This window comes from Polyangiaceae bacterium (assembly GCA_020633235.1).
Taxonomy (GTDB): Bacteria; Myxococcota_A; Polyangia; order Polyangiales; family Polyangiaceae; genus JACKEA01.
In genome coordinates this window covers 521430-536401 of record JACKEA010000006.1, presented here as the reverse complement: position 1 = coordinate 536401, position 14972 = coordinate 521430, and the positions used below count along the sequence as shown (strand labels likewise).

10 protein-coding genes are annotated in these 14972 nt (G+C 66.9%); 5 read left to right on the top strand and 5 right to left on the bottom strand.

Annotated elements, in window-relative coordinates:
• Positions 1-64: 64 nt before the first annotated feature.
• Positions 65-667, bottom strand: a complete 603-nt coding sequence (locus tag H6717_32130; GenBank protein ID MCB9581724.1) for a hypothetical protein — start codon at positions 665-667, stop codon at positions 65-67.
• Complete coding sequence (locus H6717_32125; GenBank protein ID MCB9581723.1) at positions 664-3174, bottom strand: HEAT repeat domain-containing protein; 2511 nt, start codon at positions 3172-3174, stop codon at positions 664-666. The genes H6717_32130 and H6717_32125 overlap by 4 nt, the downstream gene beginning before the upstream one ends.
• Positions 3175-3614: 440 nt before the next feature.
• Between H6717_32125 and H6717_32120 the strand changes: the two genes are divergently transcribed.
• A complete protein-coding gene (locus tag H6717_32120; protein ID MCB9581722.1) occupies positions 3615-4043 on the top strand; it encodes a CPBP family intramembrane metalloprotease in 429 nt (142 codons plus the stop codon).
• 84 nt (positions 4044-4127) lie between these two features.
• On the opposite strand, the gene H6717_32115 is transcribed toward H6717_32120, so the two are convergent.
• Together H6717_32115 and H6717_32110 are read right to left on the bottom strand one after the other, a co-directional pair.
• Entirely contained in the window at positions 4128-4652 is a 525-nt protein-coding gene (locus H6717_32115; GenBank protein MCB9581721.1) for a hypothetical protein, read from the bottom strand.
• A 120-nt stretch (positions 4653-4772) separates the two neighbouring features.
• Entirely contained in the window at positions 4773-5192 is a 420-nt protein-coding gene (locus tag H6717_32110) for a YXWGXW repeat-containing protein (protein MCB9581720.1), read from the bottom strand.
• 118 nt (positions 5193-5310) lie between these two features.
• Between H6717_32110 and H6717_32105 the strand changes: the two genes are divergently transcribed.
• The 4 genes from H6717_32105 to H6717_32090 are packed head-to-tail and all read left to right on the top strand — an operon-like array spanning position 5311 to position 13026.
• On the top strand, positions 5311-7377 hold the full coding sequence (locus H6717_32105) for a BamA/TamA family outer membrane protein (protein MCB9581719.1): 2067 nt from the start codon (positions 5311-5313) through the stop codon (positions 7375-7377).
• On the top strand, positions 7377-11945 hold the full coding sequence (locus H6717_32100) for a translocation/assembly module TamB domain-containing protein (protein ID MCB9581718.1): 4569 nt from the start codon (positions 7377-7379) through the stop codon (positions 11943-11945). The genes H6717_32105 and H6717_32100 overlap by 1 nt, the downstream gene beginning before the upstream one ends.
• Positions 11946-11960: 15 nt before the next feature.
• Positions 11961-12542 (top strand): hypothetical protein, encoded by a 582-nt coding sequence (locus H6717_32095; protein ID MCB9581717.1) that lies wholly within the window; start codon positions 11961-11963, stop codon positions 12540-12542.
• A 34-nt stretch (positions 12543-12576) separates the two neighbouring features.
• A complete protein-coding gene (locus tag H6717_32090) occupies positions 12577-13026 on the top strand; it encodes a hypothetical protein (protein ID MCB9581716.1) in 450 nt (149 codons plus the stop codon).
• Positions 13027-13043: 17 nt separating this feature from the next.
• Here H6717_32090 and H6717_32085 read toward each other — a convergent pair whose 3' ends face one another.
• A complete protein-coding gene (locus H6717_32085) occupies positions 13044-14972 on the bottom strand; it encodes a hypothetical protein (GenBank protein MCB9581715.1) in 1929 nt (642 codons plus the stop codon).

Here is a 14972-nt window from a genome sequence, read left to right as displayed (position 1 = left end):
TTTCTAGGATAACGCCGGAGCCTCGAAGCTCAAAAGGAGAAATCCCCCTGGCGCTTCGGAATTGTCAGAGCTCGAGCACGACCTCGCGCTCGGCGCCGACGCGATCGAGGGTGAGCTCGAGGGAGTAGGTCTTCGGCCCCACGCGGGCCCCCACGGTCACGTGGATGGGAGGGTTCTCACCGCCGAGGCTCTCCAGCCGGAGGCGCAGTCGATAGCTGCCGCGAGGCGGATCCCCGTCCTCCAAATACACGTTCTCCATGTTCTGACCATGGCATTCCTTGCGCTTGCCCGGGCAGTCTCGATCCTTCACCAGACCGCTCTGAGTAGCGCGTCCCACCTCCACGAGCTCTCCAGCCGGATCCGTGACCTGCAGGTCCACGTCCGCGTTGGGCTCGTCCCAGGCCGCCGCGAACTGCACCAAGCCAGTGTTCACCCCGCAGCCTTCGTCGATGATGCCGTTGCAGTTGTCGTCGCGTGCGTTGAAGCACTGCTCCGGGCCGGAGGGCGTACACGCCTCCTGAATCACAGCGCCGGGGGTCGCCCTGAGGCGCAGCACCCGCAGGCCGCCCTCGGATCCATTGGGATGCCCACCGGCGCAGCTCGACAGGATGACCGCGACGCCGGCTCCGACCCAAAGTGCCGGAGCCCACGCCGACCGCGACTTCACTTCTTGTCTTCCTCGGGAACCTTCACGCCGGTGATGACCTTGGGGTTCATGAGCTCGAAGTAGGCCTGCTTGGCCAGCTCGCCGCTCTTGCCCTTGCCATCCCGCAGCGCCAAGAGCACGCCCTGCTCCTTCATGAACTTGAGGCTGCGAATGGCCCCGGTCATGAGCTCCGGCTTGCTCTCGTCCTGTGCCATCTGCCACAAACGGTAGCGCAGCACGACGCGCGTGAAGGAGTGCGGGCCGTTGTCGAACTGCAGGTTGTCGAACTGCTTCATCAGCAGCACCGGCGCCCACTCCTGCGGTGTCTGCTTGATCTCCACGTGGGAGATGGCGACGGCGTTGTCCACCCAGCGGAAGATGCGCCCCTTCTCCAGGTCCTCGTTGGACCAGTAGCCGAAGCTCCGGTACCAGAGGTCACCGAGCTCCTCGAGAGCTGTCTTGTGCTTGTCGGCGTACATGGCCACGGCTCGCGCCGCGACATCCGGGGTTCCACCCAAGATCAGAGCGAGCGCTGCGTCGTTCATCAGGGTCTCGGTCCCCATCAGCTCGAACAGCTTGTTTTCGGTCTCCTTGTCGAAACCCGCCTTGCCGATGGCGCGCGCCGCCTGGTGCCGCGTGGCGATGGCCGCCTCGGGCTTGAGCAGCTCCATCATGGCCGCGGAAGTTCCCGGAATGGGCCGCGTGATGAGCGTCTCCAGCAGGCAGGCACGACGGAACGAGTCGGCCTTGTCGGCCTTGTCATACTCTTGGATCTTCTTGGCGACGGTGAGCATGTCGTCGTTGTTGGCGACCCACGCCATCGCGCCGCAGGCTTCCATCCGGCTCTGCTCGTTGTTCTTCGGCTCTTCCACGTACTCGAGCAGGGGCTTGAAGGCCTTCTCGTCACCCCACTCGGAGAAGCCGTGGGCCGCGCCCACGCCGATGGCGCGCAGGGCCATGCCCAAGATCGCGACGCCGCCCTGCATCAGGCCGTCCATGGTCACGTCCAGATCTGCGGGACGACGCGTGAGGGACTTGTCCAGCACCTTCCAGGACGGCTCGTCCTTCAGCCAGCCCACGTAGCGCATGGCGCTCTGGGCGATGACCCATTCCTCCGGGAACGGCGGCTGCTGCCCCTCCTTGGGCAACGGCGCGTCCGGATTCGCCCACTTTCGCAGGGCGTCGATGTCCTTCTCGGAGCCCATCGCGGCCAGGGCGCGCAGGCCGTTGGCATGGGGCGAGGGCAGCTCGTGGATCCAGAAGATGACCGCGTCCTCGGCGTCCTCGCGGAGCTTGTCGCGCTTGTCGGGATGAAGGATCGCCAGATCCGCGAGCATGCGGGCGCTCACCACGCGTTCGTTGTCGTCGCGCTTGAGGAGCTGCTCGTGGTCGTATTGGTCGCTGTAGATCTTGAGCGGGTCCATGCGCAGGCGCTTAGCCAGGGTCGGCGCCGCCCGTACGTCTCCCACCTCCGCCATGGCGATGGCAGCTTCCGTCTGCCAGTGGATGTGGGGCTTGGTCTCGATGTACTTCTCGAGGGAGTCCCCGCCACGCGGATCCGCCAGCAGGTGGATCATGTCGAAGATCTGCTTGGTCTGGAACCAGCCCTTTTCGACCTCGTCGCTCACGCTATCGAGGGCGAGCACCAGACCCTGAGTGCCGATACCGTCGCGCAGCGCCTCCAGGTACTTGACCCGGCTGTCCTTGTCGGCGCCCTTGAGCGCCTTGAGCAGCGGCTCGCGAGCGCGCTCGTCCCCGATCTTGCCCAGGCCGGGCGCGGCTTGCCGCGCGATCTCGCCGTCGTTGTCCTGAACCAGCTTGATCAGCGCGTCGGTCCACTTGGGCTCGGCGTTGCGGCTCAGCACCGTGGCCACCAGCTGCCGCACCGCCGGGCTCTTGTCGTCGGCGAGGGTGGCGAGCTTGTCCAAGCTCACCAGATTGACGATCTTTTCCGGGTCGAACGCGACGCCACCCCCCAGGCGTTGCACCTTGGACAGGTGTCCGGCGCGATACAGCTCCATGATCTGATCGAAGGCCTGCGCCTCGCCCAGCACCACCAGCGCCCACGCCATTTGCGGTTTGCAACCCGGGCCCGCCTTCTTGAGCGCCTCCAGCAGCGGCCCCCGCGCCTTGTCCGCGAGGGGCTTGCCGTATTCCGCGAGGGCCGTGGCCGCCATGGCCTGCACGGGCTCCGACTCGCTCTTCAGCGCAGCGATGGCCAGGTCCACGCCCTCGGGGTCCTTGGCCCACGCCAGCTGCTTCAGCGCTTCGGCGCGGAGCTCGTCGCTCCGATCCGTCTTTGCCCACTCCCGCCACTTCGGGATCTGCTCGTCTTTGGGTAGAACGAAGAGCGCTTTCTTCTGCTCCTCGGCTTGCTCTACCGTAAGCTTCTCGGCGTCCTGCTTCAGGCCGATGAACAAGAAGACGGCGAGCCCCACGACGGCGACGAAGCCGATGAGAATCACGAACGGGTTGAAGCGGCCTTTTTTGAAGTTCCCGTCGCCAATGTCGAGTTGCGCGTCGACCATAGTTCCTCCGAGATCGCTCGTGAGGTGCGGGCCATTCGTTTGCCCCACGCACCCCCGAATTGAGCGGTCCGGACCTTATCCCAGGACGCTACCGACGGGGAGCCACCGCAGCGAATTCGTTCACATACCTGCCAGTATGTTCACCGAGGGGAGGGCCTCGCGTGAGTGACGCGCGCCGCAGCTGGAAAGTTCCGCTGCTCGTGGCGACGCTGACCACGGCGCTCGTGACCGCGCTTTCCTATGGACTGCCGGATGCGTATGCCGCCACCGGCGTGGGGCTCGCGTTCCTCGCCGTGACCTACGCCGTCGCGCTGCGCCAACGCGCTCCCGATCCACCCGCCCACTACGGCCTCGCCCTCGGCGGCTTGCTGGAGCCCGAGCCATTGTCGTTGCGGCGCCTGTTGACCGACGGCGCCCGCGCGCTCGCCTGGGGCGCGGGCATGGCGCTCATCGTCTTTCCGCCGTTCTGGCTCGGCTGGCTGTACTGGTGGCATCCGCATCAGGCGTTTCACCCCGCACCGCCGCCGTCGTTCTCACAAGACGTGCTCGGTCAGCTGCTCGTCATCGCGCTTCCGGAAGAAGCGTTCTATCGCGGCTACCTGCAGACGTCCTTCGACGATGCCTTTCGCGGTCGGGTGCGCGTGCTCGGTGCCGAGCTCGGGCCGGGCATCTTGATCGCCAGCGCGCTGTTCGCCCTCGGTCACATCGCCACCGAGGTGCACCCCAATCGCCTGGCGGTGTTCTTTCCCGCGTTGGTCTTCGGTTGGCTGCGCGTGCGCACGCGCGGCATCGGTGCCGGCATGGTGTTCCACGCGCTATCCAACTTGCTGACGGCGTACCTAGCGCACAGCTACATGCTGGGGCGCTGAGGGCTGCCTTTCCGATTGATGTTGGTGCGGCGCGACGCCCGTCCGGGACGGGGCTCGCGCCGCACCGACAAAATCAAACGGATCTCAGGCGTGGATGGCGTGGCCCGATTCCATCTCGGTCCTGAGGGCGCCAACTTCCGACAACACCTCCTGCGCGCGCTTGGCGCGCTCCGTGGAGGAAACGCGAACGGCAACCAGCACGCCGCCCTCCTTCAGCGTCTTCTCGTACAGCTTGGCCTCGTGCTCGCGCATGCCGAGCCCCACGAGGCCACCAATGATGCCGCCCGCCGTGGCGCCGGCACCGCCGCCCGCGAAGGCAGCGACGAGAGGACCGGCCACCGCCAGACCGAGACCCGGCACGATGACCGTGGCCGCGGCTGCCAGACCTGCGAACACGGCTCCGGCAACACCACCGGCGGCACCGCCGGCAGCGGCACCTTCGAGCCCCTTGTTGCCGTCCTTCACGGTGACGAACTCCTGGCGTGCCTGTTCAGCGAGCACGATGCTGATGGCGTCACGATCGAATCCTTCGGCGACCAGGCGATCGGCGGCGTTGGTTGCGCCCTGTGTCGTTTTGAATCCACCAACTACGTCGATTTCTTTGCTCATGTGTTTCTCCCTGAAAGCGTTCGGCGAAGCTCTCGAGCAATGGCCGTGCCGGAGCGAAACCGGGGAAAAGTGGTGAACACCCTGGGGCAGATCGCCCAGCGGGTCGCTGTGCCTCGCCACTCAGGGAACCGTCGCGGGCTCCGGCGTTTCTTCCGTTGGCGGCGTTGCCGCCGGAAGCAAGAAGGGCGGTGCGTCGATGACGCGACCGTTGGCCGCGTGCCACGTGGTCTTCGCGTACAGCAGAGTCCCGTCGTCCTCGTAGCGTGCAGACCAGGGGCAGACGTAGGTTCCGACGGGCGGTAGCACCCAGCCGCCGCGCTCCCACACGTAGAAACGTCCGCCCCAAGACCAGTAGCCGTTGACCCACACGGCATCCGAGCGCGGCGCTGGCGGAACGATCTCCACCAGCGCGGATGGTGGCGGATAGGGCACGACCTCGAAGCTCTCGTCGGGAGGCGCTTTTGCGTTGGGCTGGGGCAAAGCGCCACCACACGACGAGAGCGCGAGCGTCACGGCCAGCGCAAGCACACGGTTCAGCACGCGGAGCGAACATGCAAAGCGCATGCACGACGCGCGGTCCGGCCCTTGCACATCCACGCCCCGAGTGTGGAGCTTTTGCCGACGAATACCGGAAATCATCGTGTGCTGTGGGGCGCTGATGATGCTTGCGTGTGCCAAGTTGCCACACGGGCGCGCGGCCATCGACGCCGTGGACGTCGAGGGAAACGACACGGTGTCGGGCGGAGACATCGAGGAGAAGATGGCCACGCGCTCTAGCCCGAAGTTCCTCGGGCTCTTCCGCGGAGTGGTGTTCGACTACGAGGTATTCGACCTCTACGTGCTGCAACGCGATCTGGCGCGCGTGGAGCGCTACTACCGCGCGCGTGGCTTCTACAAGGCGCGCGCCCGGGCGGGGCGCGTCTACTACGTGGATCCGCACCACGTCCGCGTCGAGGTGCAGGTGCTGGAAGGTCCGCCCACGTCGATCGCGAAGATCGCGATCCAAGGTCTCGACGGCGTGGACGACGACACGGCGACGTTGGCCCGGGAAGCGGTGGATCTACGGCTCGAGAAGGGCGCACGCTTCGAGGAGGACAGCTTCTCGGAAGCCGAGGACGCGCTGCGGCGCGCCCTGACGGATAACGGCTACGCCTGGGCGAAAGTGAAGCGCACGGCGCAGGTCGACCTGCCGAGCGACCGTGCCTTCGTTCGTTTCGACGTGGAGCCGGGGCCGGTGGCCCACTACGGCCAGATCAGCGTCTCCGGCCTCGAAGACTTGCCGGAGAGCAAGCTCCGGAATGCCCTGTTGCTGACCCCGGGCGACCGCTACTCCACGGCCGAGATAGAGGATGCGCAACAAGCGGCGCTGGATCTCGGCGTGTTCAGCTCCGTCGAGATCCAATCCAAGCTGGGCGAGGGTCCGAATCCGGAGCGTGTGGTGCCGCTGCACGTGCAGGTGCAGCCGAGCACTCTGCACGCCGTGAAGCTCGGCGTGGGCGCCCAGCTGGACGTCACCCGCGCCGACGTGCATCTGATCGCCGGCTGGGAGCACAAGAACCTGTTCGGCGGTCTGCGCCATTTCAGCGTCGAGCTGCGCCCCGGGCTGGTGTTCTACCCCACGCGCTTTCCATCGCTGCAGCCGCCCACGCACTACCTTCCGGAAGCCAAACTCCACAGCGAGCTCCGACAACCCGGGTTCATCGAGGGGCGCACCAACGGCTTCGTCCGCGGCGAGTACAACATCTACCCGGTGCTGCTCTCCACGGAGGTGGATTCCAAGGCGCCCATCTTGGGCTACCGCGAGGCGAAGGGCACCGTCGGCGTCGACCGCAAGTTCTGGCGCTTCTACGCGCGGCCCAGCTACAACGTCGAATACAACACGCCGTTCGCCTACGCCGGGCAGCTGGATAGCGCCCTCGATCCGCTGTTCATCTCCTACGGCAGCCTGTTCGGTACTCTGGACTTTCGTGACGACGACGTGGAGCCGCACCAAGGCGTGTTCCTCGCCGGAGAAGTGCAAGTGGCCGGCGGGCCCTTCGGCGGCGACGCCCAGGACGTGAAGCTCGAGCCCGAGGCGCGCTTCTACGTTCCGCTGGGTCGCGATCTGACGTTGGCGATGCGCGCTGCGACGGGCTTCGTGTTCCCGCGCAACTACGGCGACAGCATCGAGTCCAACGCCAAGAATCGACGCCCACCACCGGGCGTGAGTCGTGATGCCTGGGCGCGCGACGTTCAAATCGCTTTTTTCCGCGCACTGTTCTCCGGAGGACCCAGCTCGAACCGCGGCTATGGCCTTCACGGAGTCGGGCCCCATGGCGTGATTCCGTTCTTTCGCCCGGATCTGGCGGCGCAGCAGCTGACCACTAGCTGCGATCCCCAATCGCCGGACTACGACAGCGCGCGCTGCGCCCTGCCCCTCGGTGGTCTCACCCGCTGGGAGGCGTCCATCGGGCTCCGCTACGACATCAGCGATCCGCTCTCCGGCGCCGTCTTCTGCGACAGCAGCGACGTGGCGCCCACCGAGCTGACGTTCCGCTTCGATCGACCGCATTTGTCGTGCGGCGTGGGCGCGCGCTACGGCACGCCGGTAGGTCCGGTGCGCCTCGACCTCGGGTATCGCGTTCCCGGGCTGCAGACTCTGGGGGACGACAGCGGCGAGGGCGTCCCGCCCACCCTGTTCGGTGCTCCCATCGCGGTGCATATCGCCATCGGGGAGGCGTTCTGATGCGTCGAGCGCTCGCCGCCATCGGCCTCGTACTGGTGTTCCTACTGGCCAGCGTTTTCGGCCTGCTGTTGCACCTCGACACCCCGCCGGCGCGGCGCATTGCCCTGAGCAAGGTGAACGCGCTGCTCTCGAGCACGTTCCGCGGCAGCGTGCGCATCGAAGAGCTGAGCTCCACGTCGCTACTTCGCGGCGAGATCGCAGGCGCGAGCGTGACGGTGCACGACCCCGACGGACACGAAGTGCTCGAAGTGCATGGCGCCAGCGCGGAGGTGGACCTCTGGGCGCTCGCTTCCAGCTGGCGCAGCAGCGGTCCCATCCGCGTGCACTTGCCCACGGCCAGCGTCGCCGAGGCCGAGTTCACGGTGTCGGACACCGACGGACGCATCGGCATCGCACGCGCCTTCGAGCCCCGCAGCGCCAGCGGGGGTGGCACGGGCCGTAGCGTCACGGTTCGCATCGACGCGGTCCGAATCGAATCCACGCGTGTGTCGCTGGCTCTATCATCAGCGCCGAAGTTCGATGGGCGCGTCAGCGGACTCTCGGGCTCATTTCACTACGAGCCCGAGCGATTGCGGGCGTCCGTCGACCAAGCGGGGATCGCCACTCGAGGCTTGCTCCGAGATCTCGATCCCGCTGGGCACGTGCGGGGGACCTTTGCGCTGGATCCGCGGAGCGCTCGCATCGACGCCACGGCGCTGTTTCAGGGAGCAATGGGGGACGTGAACGTGGACGCCCAAGGCAGCTACGCCGCCGGCAGTGTACGCGCCACCGTCCACGTGCCACCCACGCGGGCAAGCAAGCTCCGTCGCGCGCTGGGCGCGCCGCTGTACCAGAGCGTGGGCATGGACGCGCGCGTGAGCGGCACGCTGCCCAATCTCGAGGGGGCCTTGCTCGCCCGCATCGGCGACGGCCAGGTGCGTGCGCGGGTGTCGGGACGCGTGAGCTCCTCACCCGAGGGTACCGTTAGCTTCGACGCGAGCCAGGTGAACCCCCGGGCTTTCAGCCCGGATGCTCCTGACGCTCCGGTGTCCGCCGCCGGCACCGTAACGGCGCGGCAGCAGCAGAACGGTGAGCCAAGCGTCTCCGCGCGGGTCACGACCAAGTCCGTCATGGTGGACGGCACGCGCGTGCCGCCCCTCGGCGTGCTGGCGCACTACAACGGCCGGCGCGTGAGTGGCGAAGTGCGCGCCAACGAGCGCGGCGTGCGACTCGACGTGGACGCGAGCTTCGTCCCCGCTGCGGGAGAGACTGGCGCCCATCGGGTCGACTTCGATGCCAGCGGCAGCGTGACGGATCTGTCACGGTTGCGGAAGACGGCGCAGGGACGGGTGAGTGGCGAAGCCAGCGGCAGCGTCACGCTCCCGAAGAGTGGGCCGCCGAAGCTGTCCGCGGATCTCGAAGCTAGCGGGGCGGGGATCGCGTTTGCTGGGGCGTCCGCGGCGTCGGCGTCGGGTAGCGGCCACGTCGAAGGCGCCCTCGACGCGCTCCACGCCAGCGCGCAGTTCACGGCCCACGACGTCGCGTTCCAGGGTCGCCGCGCGCGTCGAGTGCACGCGCGCGTCCGCGGCGATCGAGGTCGCCTGCGCGTTTCCGTCGAGACCCAAGGCGGAACGCTGCCCGAGACCGACGCCACCTTCACTCTGCGCCTGGCGCCCCGCGTGGTGGTTTCGGACGTGAGCACCATCCTGGGGGGCGACGGCGTCCGTGCTCGCATCGACGCGGGGACGCTGACGCCCGCCGCGGGGGGCGTCCGCGCCAAGGGCGTGCGCATCAGCGGGATCGGAGAGCTCTCCGCGGATGGCGTCTTCGCGCCACGGGGCTTCGACTTCGAAGTTCGTGGGGAAGACGTTCGGTTGGATCGTCTGGGTAGCTTGCTCGGCATCCAGCAACTCGGGAGCGGACGCGCGACCTTCCACGCCAAGCTTCGCGACGACGATGGTCTGGTGAACGGCACCGTGAAGGTATCCGCGACCGGCGTGGACGCATTCGGCGTGCACGACGCGAACGTCAACCTGGACGCCGCGGTGACCGACGATCGCGTGGACGGCTCCGCGACGATCACCGTTGGGGACATCGCGCGAGTGAGCGTGGTCACGTCCAAGCTCACTTTGCCGAAGCACGGCGCCCTGAGGCTCGCGGAGCTGCGCGGCGAGCTGCTGGTCTCCAGCAGCGTCGACCTCTCGGAGGCAGCGCGGCTGTTGCCCGACCCGATCGGCTACGATATCGATGGCCGAGCGTTCGTCGACCTGCGCGCGAAGCTCGGCGAGTCGAACCCTCGTGTTCGCTTCGAGCTTCGCACGCTCAATCTGGAAGTCACCGAGCGAGTCCAGGGTGGCGAGATCGAGACGCGACAAGAAGCGCTCCGACGCCAGCCGCTCGCGTTCCATGGCCTCGACCTCGACCTCCGAGGGGAGCTCACCCCGGAGCACTCTCGGCTGTCCGGCAAGGTGCTCGACGAGCATGGCCCGTTGCTGCGGTTGCAGCTCGGAGGCGACGTGCCGCTCCCCGCACTCCTCAGGCACCCCAATGAGGCGGCACGGCGCCTGGCCGAGGTCCGCTACGAGGCGGACGTGGAGCTTCCTCGGCGCGAGCTGTCGACGTGGCCCGCGCGCTTTCGACCTCCAAGTCTGCTCGGCAAGGTGAGCGGCCACGGTAAGCTCCGGGGCACTCTGCGCGATCCTTCGCTGAGCGTGCGCCTGCAGGGAGAAGGCCTGCACTCCAAGGCCAACCGCCGCGTCTCCCCGGCGACGCTCCGCGCGTCGCTCTCTTACGCCGACGGTCGCGGCAACGCGGGCGTTTCGTTGTCGCACGGCGACGGTGAGATGAGCCTCACGGGTGACTACAGCGCATCCTGGAGCGCGCTGCTCGCCGGACGTTCGCCCGAGCTTCGCGGGGACGTGCGCCTGACGGCGAGGAACTATGCCCTCGATCGCATCCCGATCCTGAGCGCGCGCGAGTTTCGGGGTCGACTGAGCGGGACGATCGTGGCCTCTGGGCTGGGAACGGACCCTCGGGTCGAAGGGCGCTTGCAGCTGCGGCAGCTGCACGTGGCCCGCGTGAAGCTGAGCTCGGCGGAGATTTCCATGAAGGCCGGCGATGGCGATCTGCACGCAGAAGCGCACTTGGCACATCCTGGAGGAAACCTGAACGCGACCCTGGACGCGGGCATCCGTTGGCAAAAGGAGCTTTTGCCCAAGCTGGACGACGAGCGCGTGCTCTCCGCCCAAGTCAAGGCCAAGAGCTTTCGTGCAGGAACCTTCCTGCCGCTGGTCAGCGGCTCCGTCGCCAAGCTCGACGGCCGCATCGACGCGGACCTGTCTGCCCGTATCGGCCCTGGCGAACGAACGCTCTCGGGCAGCGCGGAGCTGTCCCACGGCGTGGTCCAGGTGCCGGCCATTGGCCAGGAGCTGCACGCCATCCACGGCAAGCTCCGGGCACGGAAAGATGGGACGCTGTACCTGGACGACGTCTCCGCCCGAGGCCTCGTGGGCCGCGTGCGGGCGGCTGCATCGGCGCGCCTCCGAGGCTTCGAGCTGGTCGCGTTCTCCGCGAACGCGAAGATCGACGAGGGCGAGAAGATACCCCTCACGCTTCAGGGCGTTTCCCTCGGCAACATGTGGGGGCGCGTGCACGTGGACGGACGCACCACGGGTTCTCGGGATCTCGACTTGAAGGTGGACGTCGCCTCCTTCCATCTGGAGATGCCGTCCCTGACGCCCCGCTCGGTGCAGTCGTTGGAGCCGGCGGAGCACGTGCGGGTGGGGGTCCGGCACGACGACGGTACGCTCACGGTGCTGCCGCTACAGCCGCTGGAAGAGGAGAACCCCGATCCGACGACGCTGCGCGTGAAGGTCACGTTAGGCAACGACGTTTGGCTGCGCCAGGACACGACGGCGCGAGTGAAGCTCGACGGCGCCGTCACGCTCGACGTCGCCAAGGCGGCCGCGGCCCGCGGCACCATCCACCTTACACAGGGGCGCATCGACGTCTCAGGCAAGCTGTTCGAGATCGTCAACGGGACGGTGACCTTCGACGGTGACGTCTCGAACCCCACGGTGGTCGCCACCGCACGCTGGGAGTCCCCAGACGGCGTGGTGGTCTTTGCCGAATTCTCGGGCCCCGTGAAGTCCGGCAATCTGCACCTGCGCTCCGACCCGGCGTTGGGAGAGAGTCAGATCCTCGCCCTGCTGTTGTTCGGGAGCACGGACGGAATGATCGGCGCGGGCAGCAGCAGCGATGGTGGCAAGGCAGCCACGGCCGCCAGCGTGGGCGGCGGCATCGCCACCAAGGGTCTCAACGCCGCCTTCCGGCGGCTGACCGACGTGGACGTGACCGCCCGCATCGATACCAGCGACAGCCAACAGCCACGACCGGAGCTCGCGGTGCAGGTCACGCGTCGAGTCACCGCCAAGGTTGGCTACAACATCGGCGAGCCCGCCCCCGGCAAGGCTCCGGACCGAACGCAGTTCACTTTGGATTTCCGACTCAGTCGGCGCTGGTCCCTAGCTACCACCTTCGGCGACCGCGGCAGCTCTTTGCTCGAGCTGCTGTGGCGCTACCGCTACTGACGAGAGAGAGGTCTCATGCAACTCACACTGGGTATTGGACACGTCGAGCTTGAGAAGCTCTTCGACGAGCTGACTCCGATTCGAATCCACATGACCCCGACGGACGAGGACCGGCGCTGGTTGGAGCTGGAGCGCCCTGAGAGCATCGCGTTGGTGCCGGATCGGGGCGTGCGCATCGTGACCCGAGGACGGCTGCGATATGCCGTCGGCGGTTTGAAGATCCCGGCCACCATTGACCGGCTGCAGCTGCTCCTCACGCCCAAAGTGGTACAGGCCGACTCGTTCGCTCATCGGCTGGCTTTCGAGCTCACCATCGAGGACGGCGATCTGGCCCACGTGCCCGGACTCCTGGATCAGGCCTTTGTGGGCGTGGTGAACGAGGCACTCACGCCGCGAGCCACCAAGATGGTGTGGAGCTTCGGGCAGGCTCTGACCAAGTCCGCGATCCTTCCCGAGCGGCTGGAGCCGCTGGACCGCTTTTCCGTCGAAGTCACCGGCGGAACCGTCGCCGTCAGCGCCGATCGCGTCACCTTCACCGTGGACCTCACGGCAGGCGTCAGCCGCAAGAAACCCCGTCCCACCGACGACGCCTCGTGAACGCCGCCCCCCTCGGGGGCAACGGAGGGGACAAATGCCTTCGAGCCGATTTTTGGGGACGGGTCTCCTGGCCATCGCTTTGTCCGCCTGCGGCGCGGCCAAACCCGCCCAGAGTGCGGTCCAGGTCGCGCCCAATCAGCCGATCCCGGAGAGCGCCAAGCACGTGGAGCTCCAAGTGGTGACCGGAAGCCGATACGGGACCAACGTGCGGACGCTGAACGTGCGCGTGGAGGAAAAGAGCGTGCGCGTGGAGCAGGCCAACGGCTCGCCGCGGTTCATCAGCATGGAGCAGTGGGATCAGGCGCGCCACGTGCTCAACACCGGGCTTTCCGCGGCGACACCGGCTACGGAACGCGGCTGCTACTTCGACGGCATGGACTGTCGCTTCAAGCTCGCAAGTGACGGCGCCGCGCGGGAAGGCTGTTGCCTGTCGCCCATCGGTCTGGCCGTGGACGAAGGCGCAGCAATGTTGACCCAGCGTTGAGCGCCCAGCACTGCAGCTCACTCGCAAACGACCGAGCTCGAAGGACTGCAGCTGCAACCTTCAGATGACTTCCCGCCGCAGTTCTTGCAAGTGAAGGTATCCGTGATGGTCACGCCGCCCGACGTCGTCGTGGTGGATGTGTACGTCTGACCGTCGTAGCCGATCAGATCACCGCTGACGTTGCAGTACGGTGGCTTCGGCAGCTTCAGGTCGTAGTCGTAGCCAGGCTTCTCGATCCCCGACCAGGCACAGCCATTTGCGCAGGGTTCCGTCGTCGGTGGCGGGCTGTCGTTGCTGGTCACGGTCTCCCCGGTGGCGTGGATCGTGGCGGTCGAGCTCGAGGTCGTCGTGGTCGTCTTCATGCCCGTACCGGTCTGGTAACGGATGACGACCGTCGAGTCTTTGGACACGGATGCGTAGTCGTTGTCGGAGGTGTACTTGGACACGGAGGCATGCTCCCAGCCGGAAGGCGCCACCCAGACCTCGGTCGTGGCGCTCTCGTCGCTGGTCCCGCCGTTGCCCTTGGAGCTCTTCGTCGTCTTCTGCGTCCACCACTCCAAGACATCGGGCGGTGCTCCGGGCGGCGGCGGCTCCGTCGGCGGCGGCGGTGGAACGTCCGGAGGCGTGACGGGCTTCTCACAAATGGCTTTCGGCAGATCACCGGACGCCGCGCCGAGCTCGCCGGTCAAAAGACTCCAGTAGCCGGTGACCTTGAAGATCTCTCGGTCTATCACCGGCACCTTCAACGACCCCGAAAGCGAAGCTCGGATGTCACCGCGTAGCGTAGCGTTCCACACGCAGGTTTCGGGATTCGTAGACACCTTCCCCGTGAAGCCCGACTCGAGCCCGACCTTGGGGCCCGCCAGATCATACAGATAGGCGCCATACTCGAGGCCGGACCACAAGCTCGCTTGCGCGCTCGCATAGCCCAGGCCGGAGGGCACGGACACGTCCACCTTTCCCGTACGCTTCGGCTCCCAGATCCCTTGCCACTGCCCGTTCTGGTACTCACTTCCGACACGTAAATCGTGGCGGCTCAGGTAGCTGACGTGGATACCGTCGGAGGTCGCGCTCACCTTGCCGTCGAGCTTCAGCGTCGGTTTGATGGCGTGCGTGATCACCACCGGTACGGGTCCGACGGCGAAGGCGATTGGCGGAAGTTGGAGCTTCGGCGAGATGCCGATTTGGGATTCGATGAGCTTGGTGATGTCCAGCGTGCAGGTGCCAACGGCGCTGCCCACGTACGAACCCTGAATGCCCGCTTCCACACTGGCACTGAACACGAAGCGAGCCTGTTCCAGCTTACCAAGCCCAGCTACGGGGTCCGGTTTGATGTCGAGAGCCAGATCGAGGTCCGAATCGATCAGGTCGAAGATCGGAACCACGTCCAGCAGCGCGATGCCGCCGCCAACGGTCGTATCGGAACCAACTGCGCAGCTCACCGGCTTGCCCAGCTTGAGCAGCGGTACCCGGACGCTGAGAGGAGCCTGGTGTCCGCCAATCATCGGGTCGCCGGTTGCCCAGGCACCGTCGGGCGGATGCTGCTTCACGCGGAAGGCGCCGTCGCGAATGAACTCGACGAGCTCGGCCGGCTCCGTGCTCACCGTCAGCATCGTTCCGTCGACGGCAATACTCGTCACGCGTCGGATGTAGCCCCCGGCCTGCACGCCACCGACGACGTTGCCCACTTCGAAGTTCGGGGTTGGCGCTGCCTTGTACTGAAACAGCAAATGATCGGCATGGACCTCCGCGCTCGCGAAGTTCGGGTCCTGCTCGGGAAGGCGAGCGTCGTCCGTCAGCTCGATTGGACGCACCACTTCGACCGAAAGCGGTGGCGGCGCGCTGGTGGCCTCGGGGGCTTCGGGGTCGCTACTACAGGACCAAGAGAGGAGCGCGCAGCAGGTGGCCGCGCCGGCCACGACGTGACGGACGAAGTTCGGGAGCAT

Bases quoted from the DNA above. Each gene is read 5' to 3' on its own strand.
- H6717_32125 (MCB9581723.1), bottom strand. From the start codon at position 3,174: ATGGTCGACGCGCAACTCGACATTGGCGACGGGAACTTCAAAAAAGGC.
- H6717_32120 (MCB9581722.1), top strand. From the start codon at position 3,615: ATGGCGCTCATCGTCTTTCCGCCGTTCTGGCTCGGCTGGCTGTACTGG.
- H6717_32115 (MCB9581721.1), bottom strand. From the start codon at position 4,652: ATGAGCAAAGAAATCGACGTAGTTGGTGGATTCAAAACGACACAGGGC.
- H6717_32105 (MCB9581719.1), top strand. From the start codon at position 5,311: ATGATGCTTGCGTGTGCCAAGTTGCCACACGGGCGCGCGGCCATCGAC.
- H6717_32100 (MCB9581718.1), top strand. From the start codon at position 7,377: ATGCGTCGAGCGCTCGCCGCCATCGGCCTCGTACTGGTGTTCCTACTG.
- H6717_32095 (MCB9581717.1), top strand. From the start codon at position 11,961: ATGCAACTCACACTGGGTATTGGACACGTCGAGCTTGAGAAGCTCTTC.
- H6717_32090 (MCB9581716.1), top strand. From the start codon at position 12,577: ATGCCTTCGAGCCGATTTTTGGGGACGGGTCTCCTGGCCATCGCTTTG.
- H6717_32085 (MCB9581715.1), bottom strand. From the start codon at position 14,972: ATGCTCCCGAACTTCGTCCGTCACGTCGTGGCCGGCGCGGCCACCTGC.